The sequence below is a fragment of the Candidatus Hydrogenedentota bacterium genome (assembly GCA_035450225.1).
In the GTDB taxonomy this organism is placed as follows: Bacteria; Hydrogenedentota; Hydrogenedentia; order Hydrogenedentales; family SLHB01; genus DSVR01.
The window spans coordinates 1-25,292 of record DAOTMJ010000049.1; the positions used below are offsets into that span (position 1 = coordinate 1).

The window sequence follows — 25,292 nt, forward strand, 5'->3', positions numbered from 1 at the left end:
AGGGCTTGCAGGGGACTTTCGCCCCTTAGATTCGCGCCATGCTTGGCACACAAAGAACGGGCCGCGCCGAAGCGCGGCCCATTACTCAACCCCGCATGGGTCCTGCCCCGCGGGAAATTTTCCTTACTTCGATTCAGGCGTTTCCGCAGGGGGCGCCGACTCCGTGGGTGGCGTCGCCTGCACGACAACAGGTTCCGCGGGCGGCTGCGGCGTGGCCACGGACGGCGCCGGCAATTCAACCGGCGCCGGTGCGATTTCCACAGGTTGCGCCTGCTCGACGGGCGGCGCGGCCGGTTCCGCCGCAGGGGCCGGTTCCGCCGCAGGAGCCGGTTCCGCTGTGGAGGCCGGAGTTTCAGCCGGTGTCGGCGCGGGAGGCGGTTCGGGCTTTTTCACCTTGTCCAAGGCCGGCATAAGCCCATCCATGGCCGATGCGGACATGTCGAAGGCAAGACTCTTGCCGGAAGCCTGCACTTCCCGCTTGCCGTCTTTTTCGGGCGCACATGAAAGCGTAAATTCACCGCTTTCCTTGAGCTTTATCCGAATCGTGCTGTCGGCCGGAGTGGACAAGCCGGCCTGTCCGAACAGGATGTGATCGCCCTGCGCCCCGGCCAAGTCTTCGGCCAAGTCTTCGCAGACTTCCTTGTCCGCATCAAAGACGGCGCCGGACACGTTGACCTTCCATGTGTCTCCCTCGCGCGCCAGGACATATTCCTGCGCCGGGGTTTTCACGGCGATTTCGGCGACGTCGTCGGCATCGAAATCGAACAACTTGCGCTCGAACAGATCGTTGGGCGCGGGGAACACCTTGCCCACATCGGCTTTGCCGAGCACCAGTATTTCGGGCTTGTCGTCAACACGCACATAAGACCCCTCAATGGTCTTGCTTTCGGAATAAAGCTTGATGGCGTGCGGTTGGCCGGCGGCCGTAAAGGTTAGGGTGCGCACCGGATCGCCCAGCCCCGGATCGCCGTCGGCATAGTCGGAGGGGCGCAACGACGCCAGCGTGTTCACGACGTTGTCCAACGCGGTTGTAACGGACTTCAAATCGCAAGCCGGTTTTATAACCTTGAGGGTTTCCCCTTCGCGCGCCAGCGCGATATCGCCCGCCGCGCCCGATATGGAAATGGCGTCTATCGTTTTCTTGTCGAACGAAAACGTGGGCAAATCGAAGAAATCCGTACCCTTCGGGAAGAGCTGCTCGAAACTGTATTTGGCCATCGAGTAGACAATATCTTCCTTGGCGTCCGCGACGCGCACATAGCCATTGTCCGATGCCGTTGGACGCCCTCCCTCGATTCGTATGTCGGGCTGGCCCTCCACCGACAACACACATGTAAACGCGGGGGATTCCAATCCCCATTCCGCCTTCTTGGCGGGATCGACGATGTCGGTGGCGTTAAGCGGCGAGAAACGTTTGATGTAGGTTTCGATACTGTTGGGTTTGGGCGTCATCCCGGCGCCGCCGGAAGCAAGCACCCATTCGTATTCGGGCTTTTCCGGCGCGGCGGGCGGCGTGGGCGCAGCGGTTGTGGACGTGGGCGTAACCACGCTGGCGTTTTCTTTCTCGCTCGACGCGGCCGGCTCGTCCTTCTTCTCCTCGGCGGGCGGATTGGCCGGGTCCGCGGGCGGCTTCGGTTTTTCACGGCGCTCGAACACGAGCGACTTGTCCGGAAGCGTCAGCGCGACCTTGGTCAGTTTCTCGGAATCCACCTTCACGATTTCCTTATCGAGCCATGTGCCGGCTTCCGGTTTTGGCAATGGTTTTTCTTCGGGTTTTTCACCGGATTTGGCCGGCGGCGGGGTGGAGTCGTAAATGCCGGCCTGCTGCTTCAGGTTCGTTTCCTCGACGAACACGTCGTTTGAACCGGCCTTGCGCACGAACACTTCCTTGTAACCGGGGGATTTGCCCACCAGCAGGTTGAAGATGGGTTCCGTGCCGTCTTTTTTGAATCCCGCCACGTGAAAGGCTTTCGCCTCTGTCAGATTGTAATCCGCCAAGGCGGTCTCGGACGCGCCCATGGCGCGGGGCTCGCCTTTCATCTTCGCAATGGCATCGAGGTATTTTTCGACCGTGTCCTTTTTGGCGGGCGCGTTGAAATGGGTCGTGACTCGCCACTTGTCCGCGTCCTTGTCGTATGTCAGCACGAGTTTCTCGTCGGTCTTGTCGCCCGAAGTCAATTCAATCCGGGCCACGTCCGCTTTCGAGAATCCTTCGGGCAGCAGCCGGACCAGCCGGGCCTGCTCGATGAGGGATGGGGGACGTTGCGATATTTTCTTATAGGCCACCAGTCCCACGAGGACAGCCACAATGATCGCCAACGGTATCAAACTCTTCGGTTTCATCTGTACAATCTCCGTGAAATGCGGGTCCGTCAGTCTTCCGTTATGCCGAAACTCATCGTGTAGGCGTTGCGCGCGCGCCGGCGCATCATGGTCGTGAAGATGCCCACGCCCGCGATAAGCGCCGGGGCCAGCGCGTAATTGATGACCTTCCAGATGCGCCGCGTCGTGGTATCGGGCATGGTAATCATGCGATCGATTGGTTTCCGGCTGCGCACATGCACCAATTCATCGCCAAGCGTTACGGCGTCAACACTGTTCATGAACAGGTCGAGATTGCCGGCCTGCAGGAAATTCTTGCGGAACATTTCCGCACAACCCATCACGATTAATTTTCCCGGAGCCGGAGTCACCGGCGCCGCCTCGCCTTCCTCTTCTTTTTCCTTGGGCGGCTTCGGCGGTTGGCCGGGCATGGGCGGCTCTTCCGGCCATGCGGGGCGGGGCTTGTCCTTGTAGGCATCCGGGAACTGGCCGGTAATCATGGCCATCAGCGGATACGCCTTTCCGCTGGCCGGTTTTTCAAACGTGGCCTGACTGACTTGTTCCGTGCCGGGCACCGTCCATGCACGAGGGGTTGTCGTCATGAGCGTCTTGGCGGTAAGCCCGTGCTTTTTCAGGGTGTCCTCGTCCAGCGACAATGGCGAACCCCACAGGTAGAAGATCGATCCCAGCCGGCTCGTGATGGAGTTGTCCGACGCCATGGTGTCGCTGTTGACCAGTACGTGCATCGGCAGATTGACCGTCTGGCCGCCGCCCAGCAGCGCCGCCAGCGGATTGTTGCTGCTCTGAATCGTCAACGGCACATGGTTCACGTCCATCAGGATTTCTTCCGCGACGGTAACCCCGTAATTCTTCAACAGGTCATTGATCTGCGGTTTCTCTTCGCGTTTTGTGATGCTCGTGCCGGAGCGCGTCGCGCGATAATCCCATTCGTAGTTCTGTACGGCCAGCACGACCGATTTGCCGGCCACGAGGGCGCGGTTGATTTCCCATTTCTGGCGGTCGTTGAGTTCGCGGGGGTTGATGACCACCAGCGCGTCGTACTCATCCGGCATCTTGCTGTCCTCGGTCAGATCAATCCGCCGCACTTCGTATTTTTCATATCCGAGGACCTGTTCAATCGTGCTGAAGGGATCCTCGGACGTCGGCACCGGCTGGCCCATCTGTTCGTACAGGCGCCGCATCTGCGGATCGATGTTGATGGCTTCCTTCGGGGCCACCAGCGCGACCACCGGCGCTTTTTCGCGCGTCAGTTTGTAAATGGTGCTGACGAGGCGGTATTCGAGCTCGTCCACGTTCTGCGGCATGACTTGGGGAATGATTTCCTCCTTCTTGTCCTTGTATCCGACGCCGATACTCGAATAGACGAGTTTGTTCGTGACTTCGTCCTCGCTCATCGCGCGCACCGAGAACGGCTCGACGCCCTTGTCGAGCATGCGTTTTTCGATGGCCTTGTTTTCATCCTTTTCGTCTTCCGCGCTCTCCATGCCCTGCTTCGAGTCGGCCAGGACGTTCGCGACTTCGAGATAGACGGCCGAATATTCCAGTTTTCCATTCGACGCAAGCCGCAGTTCCTCGAGTTTGTCCTTGACCTGCTGTTCCAACTGCTTCATGCCGGTCGGCATTTTTTCTTTCGGCGTGATATAGAGTTTTATCTGGACCGGGGAATCAATTTTGGACAGGATGGATCGCGATGCATCGCATACGGTGAAAATCTTGTCCTGTGTGCTGTCGAAGCGGGCAAGGCTCGTGCCGGCCAACAGCCAGTTGAACAACAGGCCAATCACGGCGCACATGGCCACCGCGGCGCCGAAGATCGTCTTCGCCTTTGGACGTCCCCGACCCTCGATGTACATGACGTTCAATACCAGGAACAACACCGTCCACACCAGGAAATACAACAGATCGGCCAGTTCGATGACGCCGCGCGAAAAGGCGTTGTAATGATCCGCGACGCCGACCAACTGGCTCAGCAGCGATCCCAAGCCGGGTTTCATGCCGTCGAGATAGGACGCGATGAAATCGGTGCCGACCAGGAAAATGCCGAAACACGCCAGCAACGTCACGACGAACGCCACGATCTGGTCCTTGAAGAAACCGGAAAAGAATATGCCGATGGCCAGAAAGAATCCGCCCAGCAACAGCGTGCCGAAGTAGCCGGTGGCCATCGGGCCGAAGTCAGGCTTGCCCAGCGCGACAAGCATCAACGGCAGGGTGAACGTCGCCGCCAACGTCAGCGCATAAAACAAGAGGCAGGCAAGAAACTTGCCCACCACCAGTTCGCGCGCCTTCATCGGAAAGGTCAGCAGCATTTCCCACGTGTTTTCTTTGCGTTCCTCGGCCCAGATTCGCATCGTCACCGCCGGGATGAACACGCACAACAGGATGGGCAGGTTCATGAAATACGGGCGCAGATCCGCCATCGGATAGGTAAAAAACGAGGTAATGTACAAGCCCACGCTGATCAACACGTAGACAATCATGAAAATGTAGCCGATGGGCGACGTGAAACACGCGCCCAGATCCCGGCGCAATATGGTCACCATGTTTTTCATGCGGCCGCTCCTTCCTTTTCATCGCGTTTTTTGGCCGGTTCCGTCAGCGTCAGAAATGTTTCCTCCAGCGTTAGCGGCTTGACCGCCAGTTCGCGCACCGCCCAGTTCTTCGAGTGCGCGAGTTTGTTGAGTTCACGCCAGATTTCCGAGCCAATCCGGCTGTAGACGGTAAACGAGCAACATCCGTCCACCTCGCCCTCGTAATGAACCTTGCGCACGCCGTCCATTCCAGACAACATCCGCTCGATTTCGGCGCGGTCGCCTTGGAGCGATATCGCGGTCCGGTCGAAATCGCGCGCGCGGGCCCGCAGTTCCTCGATGGTGCCGTCGCCGACGGTGCGGCCCCGGTTGATGATGACGATGCGGTCGGCCATCGCCTCGACTTCCTGCAGGATATGCGTCGAGAGAATGACCGTTTTCGTCGCGGCCAGTTTACGGATCAATTGGCGGATCTCGACAATCTGGTGGGGATCCAAGCCGGAAGTCGGTTCGTCGAGCACGATGATGTCCGGATCATGGATGAGCGCCTGGGCGAGGCCGGTGCGCTGTTTGTAACCCTTGGACAATTCGCGGATGATCTTGCGGTACATCGGCCGCAGCCCGCACTCGTCAAGCACGACTTCCACGCGCTGCTTCAGCTTGCCGCCGCTCAGACCCCGCGCACGCCCCACGAAATCCAGATATGTCCGCACTTCCATATCCATGTAGAGCGGCAGGATTTCCGGAAGGTATCCAATGATTCGTCGCACGCCCAGCGGATTGTCCAGCACATCTATCCCGCCGACCTGTGCCGTTCCGCTCGTCGGGTGCAGATACGTGGTCAGGATTTTCATGGCGGTTGATTTGCCGGCGCCGTTCGGTCCCAGCAACCCGACTATTTCGCCGCGGTTCACCTCGAAGGAGACATCCCTCAAGGCCACTACGGGACCGTAGTGCATCGTCAGCTTGTTCGCCTTGATCATGGTTGTTAGCACTCCTAAACCTGTTCCCGGTTGCATGTTTGCCTTCGGCGCGCCGCGTCCTCCCGTTACACGGCTTAATCTCCCGGAACGCCACGCCGCTAGACAAAGAGACACTAACAAGTCAGCAAAATCCGTGCCAGTAAAAAACACGGAATATCCCATCCGGACCAATCTGCGCAAGATGCTGATTGTCAACATTATAAGCGTTATTGACTCTTGATCGTTGGCATGTGGCCGCGCGACTCATTTGGGGTGGAATCCAGAGAACACGACTGAAAATGGGTATCGGAACATGCCTCCCTGTCGTCTTCTGTGGGGACCGAACGGCTTCGTCTGGTCTGAACCGTGGCATTGACAAGGGAACTCCCCTGCGGCCCGTCCGCCCTGTCCCAATGACGGGCTTGACTTCCGCGTTGGCATGTTCCACGCAAAGGCGGTAGAAGTTGCGAACCAAAGTATCATTGTACGATGATGATTCCCCGGCGATTGTGGAAAGTCGGCCCCAACCATGGATTGGGCCATCAACGAGGGAGTAACGGCGATGAACTTGACAAAGAGACAAAACACGCGGCGCGGTTTTCTGAAAGCGGCGGGGGCGCTGGGCGCAAGTCTGTATTTATCGGATTTATCCGCGGGGAGTCCTGCGGCCAACGCCCAGGCGAAGAAGGAAACGCTGGCGATTGACGGCGGGCCAAAGGCGGTCACCCATGCAGTCCCGAATGCGCAAAAATGGCCGCTGTACGGCGACGAGGAAATCCGGGCCGTCACGGAACTCCTGCGCAATCCGGACTACAAGCCCGTGGCGGAATTCGAGGAGGCATGGAAGGCGTATCACGGTTGCCCGTATGCAAAGGCGCACTGCAACGGAACCAGCGCGCTGACCTCGATGCTGTTCGCGCTGGATTTGCCGCCGGGCAGCGAAGTGCTCGTGCCGGATTACAGCACGTGGTTTCCGGTCGTGCCCATGCGGTTCTTCGATCTGGTCCCGGTGTTCGTGGACTCGAATCCCCGGACGCTGAACATTGACCTCGAAGACTGCAAACGCCGGCTAACCCCAAAAACGCGGGCAATCATGCCGGTCCACTGGTACGGCCTGCCGTGCGACATGGACGATATCTGCGCGTTCGCAAAAGAGCACGGGTTGGAGGTGGTGGAGGATTGCAGCCATGCGCACGGCGCGCGGGTCAACGACACGCTCGTCGGCAATTGGGGCCGTATGGCCGGGTTCAGTCTGCAAACCACGAAGCCGTTGCCGGCCATCGAGGGCGGCATCGGCATGTACAAGGACGCGCGGGATTTCGAGCGCGCCACCACCTACGGAAACTACGACCTGCCCCACACGTTCGCGGACGACAGCCCCTACAAGAAATACCAGGGCACGGCCTTCGGCGGGAAGATGCGCATTCATCCCATCGCGGCCATTCTCGCCCGCATCCAATTGAAGGATCTCGACGCGAAAAACGAGGCGGGCGTCGCGCAGGTCAAACGCCTCAATGATCGCATCACGCAGTTGCCCGGCGTGTCGGAACAATTCGTGCGCTCCGGCATCAAACGGGTGTTTTACGCGAAGAACATCATCTTCATTGACGAAAAAAAAGCGGGCATGTCGCGCGCGGCGGCGGTCAAGGCCTTACAGGCCGAAGGCGTCGAGGCCGCGGAATACAACCTGCGCTTGCAGCACACCTATCCGATTTACAGCGAGGAGAAATGGTGGCGGCACATGCCGGTGCTTCCCGCCGAGGACTCGCTGCCCGGATGCGCGGAGGCCAACCGCAAGGCGGTGCTCCTGCCGTATTTCACGTCGGAACAGCCCGAATTGATCGAACAGTACGGCAACGCCTTTGAAAAAGTTTGGGCGCATCGCGACAGCATCGCGAAAACGTAACGCCGAATTTATTCACATGGCCTGCGGCGGAAAAAAGACCGTTTTGGCAACATGCACATCGCTGTCGCGGATGAATTTGTGCCGCCGGATAGTGTTCGGCTCCGAGGCCATGTGGGCAGGCCGCGGCCTGATTCCGGGAATGGCGTGAAAGCCGTGGGAAAACTGGATCAGTTGCAGCGAAAACGGTTTGTCCGGTTCGAGGGCGAGGGAAAGGTCCACGCCTTCCCGGGGAAACACATGGAGGCTGAGATACCAGCGATCGCCCCCGGCGTCGAGCGGTTTGCCGAAAATGGACGCCGCAATCACCTTCGTGCCCTCTCCCGCGCGCACGTGCATGGACTCGGCATGTTTCGATTCGATGCGCACCACGACGTTGCGTATCCCGTTTTCAACGGCATCGGAGACTATCCGCGCTTCGGGTCCCAGGGATTCGACGACGGGGGCCGGCGCTTTCATCGTGAGTTCGGCATGGATGCGGGATGAAATTCTCCGGAAGGGATCTTTTTCCCGGTCGCTTTCGGATTCGGTTGGCGCATGGGAGGCGCCGGGCGGGAAAAACTGGGAAGTCCATTCATCGGGCGCCGGGTCGCTGCTGTACCAGTACGCCTGTTGTGCATCGAGATCGAGCCGGTACGACACGCAGTTGAATTGGGGACGGAGAGGCGTGGGGGCGCTGTTCAGCAAGCCAACGGCTATCAGTAGGCCGCCGGCTCCGGCGCAGACCGCCGGCAGCCAGAGGCGGCTTCGGCGCGTGATGATCGCCAGTTGCGGAACGGCCAAGCCGAGGACAAGCGCCGGGATCAGAATCGTCACGGGACTGGCAAGGATATACACGAACGAAAGCGCGGCCACAAAAGCGGGCGCAAAGAGCACAATGGCGGGAACGACAAACAGCGAAGCGACGGCCACCCGGGCCGGCGAAGGATCACCGGCATTTTTGTCCAGAAACAATAATGCCAGCCCCAACGAAGCGAACAGCAGGGGCCACTGGGCAATAAAAAGGCCCCCTTCCAGAAACACGCCGATCAGAAACATCAGGCCCACCCATGCCATCAGCGCGCCCGACGCGAGATGATACGGGCGGACAAGGCGCATGAACGTTCCGGCCAGCAGGACAAAGGTCGCGATGCCTATCAGGGCGAACGCTGTTCCGTACAGGTTGTTCTGCTGAATCAAATGAATATCGGGCAGCGAGGTCAGATCGCGCGTCAATTGCGTGAAGAGTTTCGACGGGCCATACAGCACGGCGAGCAATCCCATCTGGACGGCCGAGGTCACAATCAACGCCGCCGCAAACAACAGGCAGCCGGCCAGCAACCCCGGCAGGGTCAGGCGCCGCCGCACAAACCCCAGAATCAGCACGGTGGCAAGCAGGGCCACGACGATCCACGTCAAAGGATGGTTCCACGTCGCCGGATAATAGGCCAACAAGGGTCCGATTACCGTGAAATAAGTCAGATCCGGCGCCCTCACCTTGTCAATCGGGATATTTCCCAGATGGCGGGCGAGCCGAATGCCGTACTCGCCAAGATCCTGAAGGCTGGCCAGGCTGAGGTTGTCCGGATTGTCGTTTTTGGTGTGGTAATGGGCGAAATTGTCAATAAACGCAATGTTGTACCCCGTGAGACCCGCCTCCTTGAAAATACCGAAGTCGGCGCGAAACGGCAGGCGGTAGTAGATATCGGCCATGCAGGAACTGGTTACGGCATGCACGCCCGATTTCGCCAGTTGCCTGACGAGCCAGCCGTTTTCCGGGCCGGTTTCAAACATATAGGCCTTGCCGCGGTTGCCGCGCGCTTCGTACCCGATCAAAACCCCCACATCGCCAAACCACGGATGCTCGCAGAAGGCCTTGGCGCCGAGCATGCCGCTTTCTTCCGCATCGCTAAACACAAAGATAACGTCGTTTCGGAGCGGCGGCCCGGCCTTCAACGCCCGCGCGATTTCGATCATGGCCGCGATGCCCGCGCAATCGTCCGCCGCGCCCGGACCGTACGGCACGCTGTCGTAATGCGCCTCGAACATGATGGCCTTGGTGTTGGCCGTGCCGTACAGCCGCGCAAGAACCATGTTGCGCATGCCCGCGCTGTGTCCGCCCGCATAGGGACTCGCCACGTGCTCTGCCGGTATGCCGAGTCCGTTCATCGTGTCCACGATGTATTGCTGTACCCTTGTGTTGGCGTCCGAACCGGCCGGGTGCGGCTCGGAGGCCAGCGCCCGGTTGTAGACCAGCGCGCGTTCGGCGGAAAAATCCGTGGCGGGCGCGGTGGCGGGCTTCGGAAACGGCGGCCGGGCCATGTAGATCGCCGCAAAAGCCACCATCGCCAAAAAAAAGGCCGTGCCAATCGCCCATGAATCGCGATACCATGGGTTGCGGGAACCGGGACTGTCAACCATTACCGATACTCCTGAAACCAAAGACTTCCGCCAAAAATCAACCGAAATAGGGGCCATCAGCACCGTAAAGGCTTCGTCAACACAAGGTTTTCAAGGACATAAAGGACACTACCGGTAAAAAAACGGCCACGTCGTGAATGACGTCCTTTTCGTCATTATGTCCTCTCCGCTGTGATGCCTTTCCGGTCGCCATCGGCCGAAAATGGGGCCACGCGCCCAATTGGTTAGACCCTTCCCGGCGGAGGAAGGTTACAGGGAGGCGGCAGTCGGCAATCGTCCCAAGTAAAATCGCCGGGGATCAGAGGTCGCCGGCATCGAAGGCGCGCGCCATGGCCTTAACGCTCTTGATGTCCATTTTACCGGTGCCCAGCACGGGGATGGCTTCGACCCGGTAGAAAGCGTTTGGACGCGGTCTCCACAAATTCGGGAGTTCTTCGCATTTATCCATTGCCCGCAGGAGTTGCGCGAGTTGATCGTCGGACAACGTGTGGATGACGATCAAACGTTCGCCCCGGGCCGCGTCGGGCACGCCGGTCACGGCCAGCGCCTGTTCGGTAAGCCCGATAAGGTTATGAAGGGTATCCTCGATTTTGGTGTGCGAAACCATCTCGCCGGCAATCTTGCTAAACCGGGCGAGGCGGTCGGTCAGCGTGATGAACCCATCCTCGTCAACCGAGGCGATGTCGCCGGTTGAATACCAGCCGTCTTTCAAAACCGCCGCGGTTTTTTCCGGCATGCCGAGATAGCCTTTCATCACGTTGGGGCCTTTTACTTGAAGGAGTCCGGGCTGGCCGCATCCCAGGATTTCGCCGGTGTCGGGATCGATCACGCGGACCGCGATGCCGGGCATGGGACGTCCGACCGTGCCGCGTTTCATGCCGATTTGGTGATGGCCGTCGCCGTGGAAATCGGGGATATTGCTCGAAATCGCCGGGCTGCATTCGGTCGCGCCGTAGCCTTCGAGCGGTTCGACGCCAAATTTTTCCATGAACGCATCGCGCACGCGGTCAGTCAGTTTTTCGGCGCCGACCAGCAGGTATCGCAGGCTTTTCATGTCATCCGGATCGCAGCGTCGCGTAAAATTCTGAAGAAACGTCGGCGTCGAAATGAAAAACTCGGCCTTGTATTTTTTGATCAAGTTGCCGATGGCCTTCGGTTCGAGCGGGGTGGGATGATAGACGACGGACAGGTTGTTGATGAGCGGCGCCCAGATCGTACCCATGAACCCGAAGGAGTGGAACAGCGGCAGCATGGCCATCATGACGTCGCCGTCCTTGTGGGCGATGATCTGCGCCAGCGAATCCACGTTGTGCAGGATGTTGCCATGCGTCAGCATGACGCCTTTCGGATCGCCTTCGCTGCCGCTCGAAAAGATCACGGTCACCAGATCCTCGGCCGTGCGCCGGGGCGCACCCAGCAGGAAGCCCAACAGCCAGCCCGGACAGGCCTTGGCCAGCAGCCCCCCGATGACGCGATCCGCGGTCGTAACGGATTTCATGATGTCTTCGAGATAGACGGGGATGCCGGGCACGGTTACGGGCAGCCGTTCCAGAAAGGCCTTGGCGGTTATGCAATGCGAAAGTTTGCATTGCCGCGCATAGGATTCCATGGCTTGGGCCGAAGCGGTGTAGTTGAGGTTGATGGGAACACGCCCCATGAATTCAAGCGCCAGGTTCGTCAAACATCCGCCGACGGACGGCGGCACCAGAACGCCCACCATCGGCTGCTTGTCGAGAATGGCCCTGAGTTTGCGCGCCAGCACAATTGAACCAGCCAAAGTCTTGAAGTAACTGAGTTCGCCCGATCGGCTGTCGGCGATAGCCATGAGTTTGGGACGTCGGCGCGCGGCCTTCAGGAAAGCGCGATCCACCAAACACGGCTTCATCTTGCGCGCGGCGAACGCCTCCGCGCCCATTTCCTGGATGATGGAACGCAACACGGGGCCCGAGGTGTCCGCCGGCATGGGCGTGCCGAAACTGACCGTGGTGCGGTACGGGAATTCCTTCGGTTTCTTCCAAAAGAACCGGCCTTCGGAAAAACTGAACACGCTGCCCCACAGCCGATCGATATGCACCGGGATGATCGGCGCGTCAATCCCGCGCATGATCAATTCAAACCCCTTGCGAAACGACTGCAACTGGCCTGTTCGCGTAATCTCGCCCTCGGCGAACACACACACCAACTCGCCGTTTTTGATGGTGTCGGCCGCTTCTTTCAGGGAACGCCTCAATTCCGCGGGCGAATCGGCCGCCGAGACGGGGATGGCGTTCATGATCCTCGCGATGGGCCGCATCCACTTCATTTCATAGTAGCCGCGGTACATGAGAAAGCGGATGGGACGGTCCACCACGGCCTGCAACATGATCGGATCGATGTAGGAGGTGTGGTTGGCGACGAGGAGCCCCCCGCCGGTGATGGGAAAATTGGGGCGTCCGATGACCGACACGCGGTACACCGTGTTTGTGACGAGCCACAACAGGAAACGGATGACGAGGATCGGCAGCCGCCAGCACATATACAAGCCGACCGCCAGCGAAAATACCGCATTGAGCATGAAAACTTGCCGGGTGTTGACGCCCGCCCGCGTAAGCGCCCAGTACAGGGCCCCCGCGCCCAACATGCCCACGAACGTGAGCATGTTCGTCGTGGCCATGATGCCGCCCTTGATATGGTTTGGACTGCGCTGCTGGAGGGTCGCCGCAAGCGGCACATCGAACACGCCCGATGCGCAGCCGAGGCCGAAAAGCAGGATGAGGCATGTCCAAAAACTCATGTCCGGCATCGCCAGCAGGCCGCTGAACAACGCGATGCCCAGCACGCCCATCGGCACGAGACCCAGTTCGATCTTCTGACGAGACAAGTAGCCCGCCGCCAACGCGCCCACGCCAATGCCGACCGCCAGCGCCGCCAAGACCGCGCTGATCTGCGTTTCGCTAAGGTGAAGATTGGCCGCGCCGTACGCGAACACGTTTGCCCGGAGCAAGGCGCCCGCAAACCAGAAATAGGTGTAGCCGACGACCGTGTACAGCAGCCACCGGTCTTTTTTCATGATACGGAAGTGTTCAATCATGCCCTGCATCGGGTTGAGCCGGATGGGCTGTGCCGGATTCGCGGCCGGCGGTTTCGAGATGTATTGGGCCATCACCAGACCGGCACAGGAGAGAAACAGCAGGACAAACGTCGCCAGATACGTTTTGCCGCCCAGCGCGCTGTGCAACGGACCCGCCGCGCCCGTGCCGGCGATGATCGCGATAATCGTCCACATTTGAAGCACGCCGTTGCCCCAGGAAAGCTGGCTTTCTTCCAAAATTTCCGGCAGGATGCCGTATTTCGCGGGACTGAAGAACGCGCTATGCGTCGCCATGAAAAAAAGCATGACCCACAAGAACGCAGGCGATTCCAAATAGAACGCAAAGAAACCAAAACAGACAATAAAGATTTCCCAGACCTTCACGCATACCGCGATGAATTGTTTGCTGTACCGGTCGGAAAGCGCGCCTGCCACGCCGGGGAAAACCAGAAACGGCAGGCTGAAAATAATCGTCGAGACCGCCGTGACCATCGTCGCCGTGGATTCATCGGCGGTCTTGCCCGGTCCGATCAATACGCCCAAAATCGTGAACTGGATGAGGAATTGAAACAGGTTGTCGTTGAACGCCCCCTGAAACTGGGTGGCAATCAACGCCCAAAACCCCTTCATGCTGTACGGTTTGCCCGACGGCATCCCTTTCGACGCAACCATCGTTGCTCTCCTTGTTGTGATGCGCGCAGAAAACTACGCGCCGCCGCGCATCTTGGCCGTCTGCGCCCGCATGCGCTCCATGTACCGGATGACGTTCACGCACTCCGCATCGCTCAGGTCCGCCAAGGCCGCGTGAATCCGTTCGCGGTACAGCGGCTCGACTTGCTCGATCATGGCCCGCCCTTTCGCGGTCAACGAAACATGGTAGATCCGGCGGTTGCCCGACACGCTCTCGCGCACGACCAACTGCTTGCGTTCGAGTTTGTCGAGCACCGACGTGATGCTGGCCCGGCTGACCACGAGCCGCTTGCCAAGCCCCGCCTGCGTGATGGGGCCAATCTTGTATTTCAGGGCAAACAGGACGTTGAACTGCGCCTGGGTCAGGCCAAACGGACGAAAAAGCGCCTCGCCCACGGCCGAAAAGAGACCGGCCGTATGCACAATGTTCAAGAGGGTTTCATGGCGCAAGTCCGAAAACGGACGATCCAAATGAAGTTCGGCGGCCAGCGACACGGCCTTTGTTCCTTGTGTGTTATTTGTAGCCTTCGGGTAGATTGTAGAATGTGTAACCGTTAGAAGTCAAGCAATTTCTGTTTCCTTGCAGACGCTGGATTTGTGGTAAAATAGCCAAGCGTGCAGTAGTGGCCGTATTGTGTCCCAACAAAGCGTAACAAGGCAGGGTGGGATCTTGTTTATTGGCGGTTGTGTTCAACGGAGCGAAATCCGGAATGGCAGGATTGGCGTGGGGGGAACGTAATGCGGTCTTCAATCAAAAAAGAAATTCGCGGAGCGAGGAGGCAGCGGATGTCGAATAAGAATCTGGTTATGGGGTTGGTGGCGGGAATGTGTGCGGCGATGCAGGCGACCGCAGCCATTTGGTATGTTGACAAAGACAATACGGGCACGCAGAACGGCACAAGTTGGGGGACGGCTTATACCACGATTCAGCAAGCCATAGACTCCGCGGCGGCCGGGGATCGCGTATGGGTGGCCGAGGGTGTTTATGACGAGCCACGCACGGCGGACGCCGCGGGATCGCTCGTGCTCAAAACCAATGTCAGCGTGTACGGCGGCTTTATCGGCAAGGCCGCCGGCGGATACGAGACGCAGCTTTCGCAGCGGAATTGGGTGGCGCATGTCGTGACCATTGATGGGGCGAACGGACGCGGGGCCGGTGTTCGCGCGTACCATGTCGTCAAGGGGACGACGGGTTCGACGCTCGACGGTTTCACGATCACCGGCGGCAACGCCAACGGCAGCGCGTGGAACGGCTGCGGCGGCGGCTTTTTTAGCGACACGTCGGGCGGCACGGTGTCCAATTGTGTGTTTACAGCCAACAGCGCAAGCGTCGGCGGGGCCATCGGCAACCGGTCCTCATCCGCCACGTTTTCGAAGTGCACAATATATTCCAACACCGCGTTCAGCGGCGCGGGCGTGTACAACGACGGTGGATCGCCGGTGTTCTCGAACTGCCTGCTGTATCGCAACGTCGCCACCAACGGCGGCGGCATGTGGAGTTTCAACGGCAGCACGCCGTCGCTGGTCAATTGCACCTTTGCGCTCAACCAGGCCACCGCCGGGGCCGGCCTTTATGCCGACGGGGCGACGGTCACGTTGCTGAACACCATTCTTTTTTTCGATTCGGGGGGTGAAATCTTCAGCACCGGAGCGACCCTCAACGCGACCTATTGCAATGTGCAGGGGGGCTTGGCCGGCACGGGAAACATCGCCCAGAATCCGGTGTTTGCCGACGCCAATGTCAACGATTTCCGGCTGGGCAGCGGTTCGCCCTGCATCAATACGGGCACGAACGTCGGGGCGCCCGCCACCGACATCACCGGGACGACCCGGCCGCAAGGCGCGGCCTTCGACATGGGCGCGTATGAAATGGCGGCTCCAGTGGCCGATTTTACGGCGGTGCCGTCGTTTGGCGGCGCGGCGCTGGCGGTCCAGTTCACCGACACGACAGTCACGCCGTCGTGTATTCCTATCACGCAATGGTCGTGGATTTTCGGCGACAGCGCCACCAGTCCGGAACAGAATCCGGTGCATGTGTACGGGATCCCCGGCGTCTTTGCCGTCACGTTGACGGTAACGACTTCCGTGGGTTCCAGTTCCAAGACCGGTTACATCGGCTCGCTGGCTTCGGTGCAGTCGGTTCAGGTGGTGGACGGCCTGCACGTGGACGTGCAATACAACGGGGCCATGGGGGCAAGCGCCTCTTCGCCCGCCAATTACACCCTTTCCGGTACGGGCAAGGGCACCCTGGCCGCCAATCCAACGACGGTCACCCTGGTCGGCCCGAACCGGTTCCGGCTGGAATGGACGACCGGCGAGATGGTTCCCGACGGCGACATCACGATCACGGTTTCCAACGTGCTGGATGCGTATGGGAATGTGTTGAGCGGTTTCAACAGCGCGACGGATCCGCGGGGCGGCATGGGCGGCGCGCCCGGCGTTGAAACGGTGGCCGTGACGTCGGGCACGACGGTGGACGTGACGTACAACCGCCCGATGGGCGCCGGCGCCGTCACGGCAGCCAACTATGCGCTTTCGGGATCGGGCAAGGGCACCCTGGCCGTCAATCCCGCCTCGGTCGCGCTGGCCGGCAACAACAAGTATCGCCTTACATGGACATCCGGCGAGATGATTGATCGCGGGGACATTGTCATTACCGTGTCGAATGTGTCCGACGCCTACGGGAACGCCATCGGCGCGTACAACACCGGCACGCACGCGGGCGGTGCGGTCGGGGTCGCACCGCGGGTCACGACCGTCGCCGCGCAAACCGCCCAGACGATTGACGTGACTTTTTCGGAAGCCATGGGCGCCGGGGTAACCTCGAACGCCAACTACGTCTTGTCGGGACCGGGCATGGGATCCCTGTCCCCGAATCCAACATCCGTCGCGCTCAGCAGCGGCAACAAGTACCGGCTGACATGGGTTTCCGGCGAAATGGTCAACGGCGCGACGATAACCGTGACCGTTTCGGGTGTTTACGACGCGGCCGCCAATCCGATCGCCGGCATCAACAACAGCGGCACGCATTACGGCGGGGGAATCGGAACCGCGCCCACGGTGACGGCGCTTGCGATTCAATCCGGTTCAAGCATGGATGTTACCTTTAGCGAACTGCTGGGGGAAGGCGCCCTCGTGCCGACGAACTACATCGCAAGCGGCACGGGTCTCGGCTCGTTGAGCGCCTATCCGGCCGGCGTGGTCTATGTCGGCAGCAACAAATATCGTTTGACGTGGACCTCCGGCGAAATGCGCAACGGCGGCTCCATCACGGTGACCGTGTCGAACGTGAAAGATCCCGCGGGCAACGCAATCGGCTCGACCGGCAATTCCGGCACGGTCGCCGGCGGCGCGATCGGCGCCGCGCCGACGGTGCTCGGCGTGTCCGTGCAGGCCTCCAACGCGGTCAATATCCTGTTCAGCGAAGCCATGAACGCCGCGGCGTTGACAAACACCAACTACGCCTTGTCCGGAACCGGCAAGGGATCGCTTGCCACGTCGCCCAATTCCGTGACGCTCGTCGGCCTGAACACCTACCGTCTGGGCTGGAACACAGGCGAAATGGTGAAGGGCGGCAACATCACCGTAACGGCCAGCGGCATGTCCGACCTTGCCGGCAACCCCATCGGTTCGCCGAATTCGGGCACGGACGCCGGGGCGGCGGTGGCCAGCGTTCCCACGGTCCAGTTGACGTCCGCCACGCCGGCCACAACGGGCGCCTCGCCCATCCCCGTTTCGGTGGCCTTCAGCGAACCTGTGACCGGCTTTACCGGCAGCGACATCGCGACGGGCAACGCTTCCGTCGCCAACTTTGCCGGAACCGGCATGTCGTACACGTTCAACCTTGTGCCGGCCTCGGAAGGTCTGGTGACGGCGAACATTCCCGAAGGCATTGCAACGGATGCCGCTGGAAACGGAAACGCGGCGCTGGAGACCGTATTCACGCGCGTTTTCGCGCGGACCAGCGTCGTCTCGGCGACGGTTGTCTACAACGGGATGGTGGATGTCGTGTTCAGCGCGGCCATGGGCGACGGCGCCACCGCGCCGGCCAATTACACGTTGAGCGGATCAGGGAAAGGCTCGCTGGCCGCGCATCCGGACACGGCCGCGTTGCTCTATGGAAACACCTATCGGTTGACATGGGGATCCGGCGAGATGCTGGATCGCGGCAACATCACGATTACGGTCACGGGCGCGACCGATGCCGGCGGCAACCCGCTCGGCGCCGTCAACACGGCCACGCACTACAGCGGCGCCGTCGGCATTCCCCCAACCGTATATCTGAGCACCGACGCGCAAGGCGCCACGCGCCTCTCGCCGATTCCGGCGCGCGCCACGTTCAGCGAACCCGTCACGGGGTTTTCCGCGGAGGGCATTTCCCCGATGAACGCCACCGTGCAGAACCTCCAGGGCAGCGGAACGGATTACACGTTCGACCTTGTGCCCGCCGGCGCGGGGCCGGTCTTTGCGCAGGTTCTCGCGGGGGCCGCGTCCGATGCCGCGGGCAACCGCGTTTCGGCGTCGCCCATGTTCGTGCGGCTCTATGATCCCAATCCGCCCGCCGCCATGGTCACGCTCGACGATCCGTCGCCGACGGATGCCGATTCGGTCGCGTTCCGCGTCACGTTCAGCGAGGACGTGGACGACAGTTTCAATGCCGGCAACGTTTCGCTGATCGGATCGCTTGCCCCATACGCGACGTTCGCCATTTCGGGCGCAAGCCCCTCGTACAAGGTCCAGGTCGCGCTTTCCCACGGCGATGCGAGCGGCAACATCGGCATCCGCGTAAGCGCCACGGGAATCAAGGATGCCGCGGGCAACGAGTGCGCGAACGACGCGTCGGCCTATTATGTCGTCAACAACGATTTCGGTTTCGCCGCGCCGCCCGAAGGCGGGCAGGTGTACGCCGGCGAACCGTTCACGTTCACCATTGAACTTGAACCGCATGCGGATCCCGTCGTCCTCCAATGGAAATGGGAAAACAACCAAGGCGTCGTGACCGACGTGGGGTTCGACTCGCCCATGCTGATCCTGCCTGAAACCAACACGGCGCAATCCGGCCGGTATTGGTGTGAAGCCACCTACCATGGGACGACCTACAGTTCACGCAAGGCCACGCTGACGGTGGTCGGCCTGCTAACCATAATAAACCAGCCGCAAAGCGTTGCGGTGCAAATCGGCCAGACCGTAACCTTGGCGGTTACGGCCGGTGGCGGCGTACAGCCGCTACGGTACACTTGGCGCAAGAACGGCGTGGACATCCCCAACGCCAACGGACCGACTTACATCATCCCCTCCGTGCAGTTGGCCGACGCCGCAGGTTACTCGTGCCAGATTCGCGACGACCGCACCCAGTCCGTCACGTCCGAAACGGCCGTCGTGCGTATTACGGAGTCCCTGCCCGCCGCGGGCATGCCGGGGCTAATGCTGTTATCGGCCGTGCTGACAATGTGCGGCGGCGTTTGGATTGCGCGCCGGCGCGCCCTCGTGTAAGCGAAGCCCATGCGCGATGCCGTTCCGAACCGGAAACACGGGCGCATGACGCGGGACGCGCGCGGCGCGGGTTTGTTGCGCGCCGTGGCGCTGGTTCTGCTGATCGTCGTCGTGGCCGGCGCGGCGGGACTGATTCATTACCGGATCGCGGGGCATCCGATCGCCGTCCTGCGCGGACGCGCGGCGGATGCGCTGGATCGCGGGCGATCGTTCGTCGCGCGCCAAATCCAGGAGGAACGGGATCCCGGCGCGCGGACGGATGCCGCGCAAACCGGCGATGCCGGCGCCATCCGGGTGTATTTCGCGCCCTGCCAGTCCCTCAACCCTTTTGGCATTGACCGCGCGCTGGTCCGCCTGATCGCCGGCGCGAAACGTTCCGTGATCGCGGCTTTCTACGATCTCGAACTCGAATCCGTCGCCGCCGCCCTCATCGAAAGACACCGCGCGGGCATCGCGGTGCGCATCGTGTCCGATTCGGATTACGCGCAACGCGACGCCGTGCAGGCGTGCATGCAGGCGGGGATCCCCGTCGTGTTCGACGGGCGCGAACCGTTCATGCACAACAAATTCTGCGTGGTGGACGACCGCCTCGTCTGGACCGGTTCGACGAATATCACCAACAACTGCATGTACCGTAACGACAACAATTCGCTCCTGATTGCGTCGGAACGCCTCGCCGTCAACTTCACGGACGAATTCACCGAAATGTTCGGCGAGCGCCGGTTCGGCAAGGGAAAACGGACGCCCCATCCGGTCGTGGAGGTGGACGGCGCGCGGATCGAATGTTACTTTTCGCCGGACGACGGCGTGCAGGCCGCCATCGTGCGAACCGTCGCCGGCGCAAAGACGGACGTGGCCGTGCTCGCGTTCGCGTTCACCTCCGAACCCATCGCCAAGGCGCTGGCGGGGCGCATCCGCGAAGGCGTCCGCGTCCGCGCGGTCTTCGACAAGACCCAGGCCGGCAACCGAAGCGCGCAGGACGAATTCCTGCGCGGATGCGGCGCGGACGTCCGCATGGACGGCAACCCGCACATCATGCACGACAAGGTCATGGTGGTGGACGGCGAGGTGGTCGTTACGGGCAGTTACAATTTTTCAAAGGCCGCCGAAAACCGGAACGACGAAAACGTGCTCATCCTCCATTCGCGGGCCATCGCCGACCAATACCGGCGCGAATTCGAGCGCATTTACGCCGCCGGTTCGCCCTGACCCGCGCCGTTGCCGCGGGATTCAACGAATCCGAGATTGGCTGTCGAAGACGATCAGTGGCTTGTAAGAATGCGCCGCGCGTCGGCGAGGAGCCGATCCACATCGCGTTGGACGTCGCCGGGCAGTGGCTCGCAGGCATGGTTCGCGAGCAGATCGTCTTTCATGGCGCGGCAGCGGGACAACATGTCCTTGCGAGCGAGTTCGCGCCAGGGTTCCCAGAAGTTGCGGTCGAGCAGTTGCGGGAACCAGAGTTCGGATTGGAAGTGGAGGGCGGTGTGTTCTTCGGCGAGGTAGTTGCCGCCGGGGCCGACTTTTCGGATCGTATCGAAGCCGAGCGCGTCGTCGTCGAACGCGATGCCGCGCAAGATGCGCTCGACGTAGCCGATGATTTCGTGCTGCATGACGAGCATCGGGAGGGATGTGCCGAGGTCCACGCCGCTGATGCCAAGATGGCCGAAGATGTCGGCCCCGGCGAGCGCGCCGCAGACGAGCGTGATCCCGGCCTCGATGCCGGCCTGGGCATCGGGGATCTTGCTGTCGGTCAGGCCGACGTTGATGTAGACGGGGAGGCCGTAATGTTTGCCCATCTGCGTCATGGCGACGGCCATGAGCGCCTGTTCGGGACCGGCGAAGACCAGTTGCATCGTGCGCATATCGAACGCATGCGGGATGCCGCCGTAACAGATCGGCGTGCCGGGGCGGATGGTCTGGACGAGGCAGAGCCCGGCGAGGATCTCGGCGTTTTCCTGGGCGAGCGTGCCGGCGAGGGCGCCGGGACCGGTCGCGCCGACTTGGGCCATCGGGCCGATGGGCACGGGCAGTGGATAGCGGCACGTCTCGAAGAGCAAGTCAATGCCGTGCCGCGCAAATCGCAACGGGCTGATCGGTTCGAGGAACGGGTACGCGAACGGATGCCGGATGGCGTCCGCCTCGCTGCCCGCGACGACGGCGAACAGGTCGAGAATGAAACGCGCGGATGCGCGGTCGTGGAACCAGAACGTGATGGGCTTCGTTGTGTTCTTGAGCAATTCGGCGGCGACGTACACGCAGCGGCATTCGGGCGGAATACCCTGCGGATCGGCCATCGCGCCGACGATGTTGATGTGCGGCAACGCGTCGCCGAGACGCGCGGCGGTCGTCACGTCGTCGAGCGTCGGATAGCGCCGCTCGGTGAAATCATCGTCAATCCACAGCGCCTCGCCGGCGATGGAATTGTAGTTGCGCGTGCCATGGCCGAATTGCGCGGTCTTCGATCGGTCGCGCCCGTAGATCGTGAATTGTTTGCCGGCGGAGGCGATGCAGCGCTCGACCATCTCCGGCGGAAAAAGGACATGCTGTTTCGCGGAATCCACGCGCGCGCCCGCATCCGCAAGCCGCGCCAGCATCTCGTCGTGCGGAACCCGCACGCCCACTTCGGCCAGGATGTCGAGCGAAACCGCGTGCAGTTTCGCGAGTTGTTCGTCCGACAACACCCGCAAGATCATGGCGCGTCCTCCTGTCCGCGGAAGTATAGCGTGGGGCATGGAGACGGCGCATCCGTGGAAGATCGCGTGAAAAACACGGCGGCGGATTGCGCTTCCTATTTCCGCTATTTTTGTTCGCCGGAGGCAGGGGCCGCCTTGGCCGTTTCCGCCGCCGGGGCCGCCGGGGCGGATTCGGGCTTAGGCGCCGGAGGCGCGGGCGGGGTGTACCGGAATTTTTCTTCGGGGAGGGGCGCGTTCAACACGATGTCCCGCAGGGCGAGCGTGACCATCGGCTGGCCTTCCATGTTCAGGGCCACCACTTTCAGGATGATGCCGGTTTCCTTTTCGAAATAGGCCAATATCTTGGACACGGGAATGTCCTTTTCCGGGTTTTTCATTTCACCGGCGATTACATGGGCCTCCTTGTCGTCCACCTTTTCCGGCGGCATGACGGTCAGGTTCAGGTGCTGGTTCATGATGTCGAAGAGGCCTTTCGCATCCGCCGCAATCGGAAGTTGATCCACCGTCTTCGACTCGACCTTTCCGAGGAATTCCGTTTCGACATAGGCGGCGCTGCCATCGGAACCGGCCAAGATGCGGGCCATGGGCTTGGCCTGCGGGGTCAGTCCCGCGCCCAGTTCGATGCGGGAAAACGTCTTGCCGTCCTTTTTGAGGGAATCCAGGTTTCCGGACGCGACGAGATGCAGCGCCGTGGGCGACTCCGGCGAGAGTTTGATATCGCCCGTGCCGGTGATGGCGGCCGTCAACGAATTGACCTTGTCCCACTTGGCCAACACGTCCTTCTGGATGGATTCGACCGTGTCCTGCGCCAACCCCTGCAACGGCGCGCACAAGGCGGCCGCCGCAATCAACGCCCCTATCGTGATTCGCTTGATCATTTGAACCGCTCCTTTGGTTTGCCGGGATTTTTCCCAAGAATGGTCACACGCTGCTTCGGGCGCACGGCCGAAAGCAACAGCCTTTCGGATTGTATGACTGTCCTCCTGTGCGGCCGGTTTCGCGCGCATTTTTCGGACAGGGCTACAGCCATTGAACAAATTCAATGATGTTGTTGTCGGGATCGGCGAGATAGAGCCAGCGGACCTGTCCCGGGATTTCAAGCGGGCCTTTGACGATGGGCACGCCGTGTTCGCGAAGCCGGTCTGCCACGGCATCCAAATCACCGGTCCGGATCGCCAAGTGCGGGCAGTAGGGCGCTTCGACGGTGGGCTTGGCAAAGGACACGGGGCGGTTCGATTCGTCGAGCGGTTGAAGAAGTTCGAGATTGCCGCCGTCGAGTTCGAGAAACGCGAACCGTTCGTGATGGTCTTCGTCGGTTTGGCACGAAAGCCGCCGGAGTCCGAGCGTTTGCTCGTAAAAGTTCAGTGCGGCCTCCATGTCGGAAACACGAAAAGCGACGTGGTCCTGCGATGGCATAAACGGCTCCTTACGGCCCGTATTCCTTCAGTTTGTTGCGCAAGGTGCGGACGCTGATGCCGAGGACTTTCGCGGCATGCGTCCGGTTTTGTTTGCAGTATTCGAGGGTTTTGAGGATGAGTTGCTTTTCGGTTTCGGCCAGCGTGACGCCGGGGGTCAGGCCCGTCTCGCCGGCGGGACGCCGCACGGCCCCAAGCAGAAAATGTTCGGGCCGCAGAATCTTGTCGGCGGCCAGCACGACGGCGCGCTCGATGGCGTTCTGCAGTTCGCGGACGTTGCCGGGCCATGCGTAATCGAGAAACAGTTCGCGGGTTTCCGGCGCGAAACCCGTAATCTTTCGACCGTTTTCACGGGCGTACCGTTCGAGGAAATAATCCATCAGCGGGGGGATGTCGTCCTTCCGTTCGCGTAACGGCGGCAGCACAATCTGGATGACGTTGAGGCGGAAGAACAGGTCCTCGCGCAACTGGCCTTTCTCGACGGCGAGTTCGAGGTTGCGGTTGGACGTGGCGACGATCCGCGTGTCCACTTGGATGGACGAGACGCCGCCGACCCGCTCGAATTCGCGTTCCTGCAATGCGCGCAGAAGTTTCGGCTGCAGTTCGAGGCCGATTTCGCTCACTTCGTCGAGCAGCAGCGTACCGGTGTCGGCCAGTTCAAAACGGCCGATTTTCCGTTCGTGCGCACCCGTGAAAGCCCCCTTTTCATGGCCGAACAGTTCGCTTTCGAGCAATCCCGCGGACAGCGCGGCGCAATTGACCTTGATGAACGGACGGTCAGCGCGCGGTCCGTTGTAGTGCAGCGCGTGCGCGACAAGTTCCTTGCCGGTGCCGCTTTCGCCGCGCACGAGGACGGTCGCCCGGCTCGAGGCGACCTTTTCGATTTCCGCATAAACCTTGCGCATGGCGGCGCTTTTGCCGATCAGCGCCTTGCAGTCGTAATTCCGGTTGAGTTGCGCGCGCAGGTAACGGTTTTCCTCGGCGACCCGGCCCCGTTCGAGGGCCCGCGCGACGGCCAATTCAAGAACGTCCGGCGAGAACGGTTTGAGGATGTAATCCTCGGCCCCGTCCTTGAGGGCGGCCACGGCAGTCTCGATGGTTCCGTAGGCCGTCATGACGATGCAGCGGGTATCGAGTTTTTCCTCCCTGATGCGCCGCACGACTTCAAGCCCGTCCACCGGCGTCATTTTGAGATCGGTGACGACGGCGTCGAACCCCTTTTCGCGCAGCAGTTGAAGGCCGTCGCGGCCGTTCGTCGCGGTGGTCACCTCGTAACCGCTGCGCACGAGCGCCTCCTCGACGTACTCGCGCATGAGCGCCTCGTCGTCAATCACCAAAATTCGCGATTTCGCCATGGTCGCTCCATTTGCCTCGTGCACGGTGTCGTTTCGGATCACGCGGACATACCACGCTTCCGCCGGTTTCCCTGCGGCCAAGGGCCGCCCTGAAACCCCAACCCGTTTACTGTTGTCTGACGTGATAAAAATAAAAAAGATTGGACGTTGTCCGAAGAATCACATAACCAATGAAGAGTGTACACGGAAACAACGGGAATTCCAAACAGGGCGTTTGTGGTTAGCCTGATTACATGCCCTTTATAGGGCGTCCCGCCGCCGGGATTTGAAGTCAACCGCTCCGGACGGTAAGGTATATTGCATTCAAAGGATCAAGATTGAGAGTACTGTGTTCTTGAGGCAAAAGGATGAGAAGTTCCACGAAGATAGCCATTCCGGGACGTTCACGACTCCGAGAACAAGGTACTCTCATGGATCAAGGCAAGTAAACCGTTTTC

Annotated in this window: 13 protein-coding genes; 3 read left to right on the top strand and 10 right to left on the bottom strand. The window is 60.8% G+C overall.

Annotated features, from left to right (window positions below):
* Window positions 1–123 precede the first annotated feature (123 nt).
* From P5540_17465 to P5540_17475, 3 genes are read right to left on the bottom strand one after another with little or no spacing between them, the layout of a single operon-like run.
* A complete protein-coding gene (locus tag P5540_17465; protein ID HRT66610.1) occupies window positions 124–2,343 on the bottom strand; it encodes a DUF4340 domain-containing protein in 2,220 nt (739 codons plus the stop codon).
* 29 nt (window positions 2,344–2,372) lie between these two features.
* Window positions 2,373–4,895, bottom strand: coding sequence for a Gldg family protein (locus P5540_17470; GenBank protein ID HRT66611.1), 2,523 nt, complete (start codon window positions 4,893–4,895; stop codon window positions 2,373–2,375).
* A complete protein-coding gene (locus tag P5540_17475; GenBank protein ID HRT66612.1) occupies window positions 4,892–5,857 on the bottom strand; it encodes an ATP-binding cassette domain-containing protein in 966 nt (321 codons plus the stop codon). Before P5540_17475 ends, P5540_17470 begins: the two co-directional genes overlap by 4 nt.
* A 541-nt stretch (window positions 5,858–6,398) precedes the next feature.
* Between P5540_17475 and P5540_17480 the strand changes: the two genes are divergently transcribed.
* Complete coding sequence (locus tag P5540_17480) at window positions 6,399–7,742, top strand: DegT/DnrJ/EryC1/StrS family aminotransferase (protein HRT66613.1); 1,344 nt, start codon at window positions 6,399–6,401, stop codon at window positions 7,740–7,742.
* A 12-nt stretch (window positions 7,743–7,754) separates the two neighbouring features.
* Here the strand turns inward: P5540_17480 and P5540_17485 are convergent, their stop codons facing one another.
* From P5540_17485 to P5540_17495, 3 genes are all read right to left on the bottom strand, one after another.
* Window positions 7,755–10,139: a M20/M25/M40 family metallo-hydrolase gene (locus P5540_17485; GenBank protein ID HRT66614.1), complete on the bottom strand. Its 2,385-nt coding sequence runs from the start codon at window positions 10,137–10,139 to the stop codon at window positions 7,755–7,757.
* Window positions 10,140–10,437: 298 nt separating this feature from the next.
* Window positions 10,438–13,881, bottom strand: a complete 3,444-nt coding sequence (locus P5540_17490) for an acyl-[ACP]--phospholipid O-acyltransferase (protein HRT66615.1) — start codon at window positions 13,879–13,881, stop codon at window positions 10,438–10,440.
* 33 nt (window positions 13,882–13,914) lie between these two features.
* Window positions 13,915–14,394, bottom strand: a complete 480-nt coding sequence (locus P5540_17495; protein HRT66616.1) for a MarR family transcriptional regulator — start codon at window positions 14,392–14,394, stop codon at window positions 13,915–13,917.
* Between the two features lie 291 nt (window positions 14,395–14,685).
* Here P5540_17495 and P5540_17500 point away from each other — a divergent pair, with 291 nt between their 5' ends.
* Both P5540_17500 and P5540_17505 read left to right on the top strand, forming a co-directional pair.
* On the top strand, window positions 14,686–19,392 hold the full coding sequence (locus tag P5540_17500; GenBank protein ID HRT66617.1) for an Ig-like domain-containing protein: 4,707 nt from the start codon (window positions 14,686–14,688) through the stop codon (window positions 19,390–19,392).
* Between the two features lie 45 nt (window positions 19,393–19,437).
* A complete protein-coding gene (locus P5540_17505) occupies window positions 19,438–20,601 on the top strand; it encodes a phospholipase D-like domain-containing protein (protein HRT66618.1) in 1,164 nt (387 codons plus the stop codon).
* A gap of 53 nt (window positions 20,602–20,654) precedes the next feature.
* On the opposite strand, the gene P5540_17510 is transcribed toward P5540_17505, so the two are convergent.
* From P5540_17510 to P5540_17525, 4 genes are all read right to left on the bottom strand, one after another.
* Window positions 20,655–22,085 carry a trimethylamine methyltransferase family protein gene (locus tag P5540_17510; protein HRT66619.1) on the bottom strand — a complete coding sequence of 477 codons (1,431 nt, stop codon included), beginning with the start codon at window positions 22,083–22,085 and terminating at the stop codon, window positions 20,655–20,657.
* Between the two features lie 104 nt (window positions 22,086–22,189).
* Window positions 22,190–22,963, bottom strand: a complete 774-nt coding sequence (locus tag P5540_17515) for a hypothetical protein (GenBank protein HRT66620.1) — start codon at window positions 22,961–22,963, stop codon at window positions 22,190–22,192.
* Between the two features lie 142 nt (window positions 22,964–23,105).
* Window positions 23,106–23,501 carry a VOC family protein gene (locus tag P5540_17520; GenBank protein HRT66621.1) on the bottom strand — a complete coding sequence of 132 codons (396 nt, stop codon included), beginning with the start codon at window positions 23,499–23,501 and terminating at the stop codon, window positions 23,106–23,108.
* Between the two features lie 10 nt (window positions 23,502–23,511).
* A complete protein-coding gene (locus tag P5540_17525; protein HRT66622.1) occupies window positions 23,512–24,855 on the bottom strand; it encodes a sigma-54 dependent transcriptional regulator in 1,344 nt (447 codons plus the stop codon).
* Between the last annotated feature and the right edge of the window lie 437 nt (window positions 24,856–25,292).

Excerpts from the sequence above, each read along its gene's own strand:
- P5540_17470 (HRT66611.1), bottom strand. The coding sequence starts at position 4,895 with ATGAAAAACATGGTGACCATATTGCGCCGGGATCTGGGCGCGTGTTTC.
- P5540_17515 (HRT66620.1), bottom strand. The coding sequence starts at position 22,963 with ATGATCAAGCGAATCACGATAGGGGCGTTGATTGCGGCGGCCGCCTTG.
- P5540_17465 (HRT66610.1), bottom strand. The coding sequence starts at position 2,343 with ATGAAACCGAAGAGTTTGATACCGTTGGCGATCATTGTGGCTGTCCTC.
- P5540_17520 (HRT66621.1), bottom strand. The coding sequence starts at position 23,501 with ATGCCATCGCAGGACCACGTCGCTTTTCGTGTTTCCGACATGGAGGCC.
- P5540_17525 (HRT66622.1), bottom strand. The coding sequence starts at position 24,855 with ATGGCGAAATCGCGAATTTTGGTGATTGACGACGAGGCGCTCATGCGC.
- P5540_17490 (HRT66615.1), bottom strand. The coding sequence starts at position 13,881 with ATGGTTGCGTCGAAAGGGATGCCGTCGGGCAAACCGTACAGCATGAAG.
- P5540_17485 (HRT66614.1), bottom strand. The coding sequence starts at position 10,139 with ATGGTTGACAGTCCCGGTTCCCGCAACCCATGGTATCGCGATTCATGG.
- P5540_17475 (HRT66612.1), bottom strand. The coding sequence starts at position 5,857 with ATGATCAAGGCGAACAAGCTGACGATGCACTACGGTCCCGTAGTGGCC.
- P5540_17505 (HRT66618.1), top strand. The coding sequence starts at position 19,438 with ATGACGCGGGACGCGCGCGGCGCGGGTTTGTTGCGCGCCGTGGCGCTG.
- P5540_17480 (HRT66613.1), top strand. The coding sequence starts at position 6,399 with ATGAACTTGACAAAGAGACAAAACACGCGGCGCGGTTTTCTGAAAGCG.
- P5540_17510 (HRT66619.1), bottom strand. The coding sequence starts at position 22,085 with ATGATCTTGCGGGTGTTGTCGGACGAACAACTCGCGAAACTGCACGCG.
- P5540_17500 (HRT66617.1), top strand. The coding sequence starts at position 14,686 with ATGTCGAATAAGAATCTGGTTATGGGGTTGGTGGCGGGAATGTGTGCG.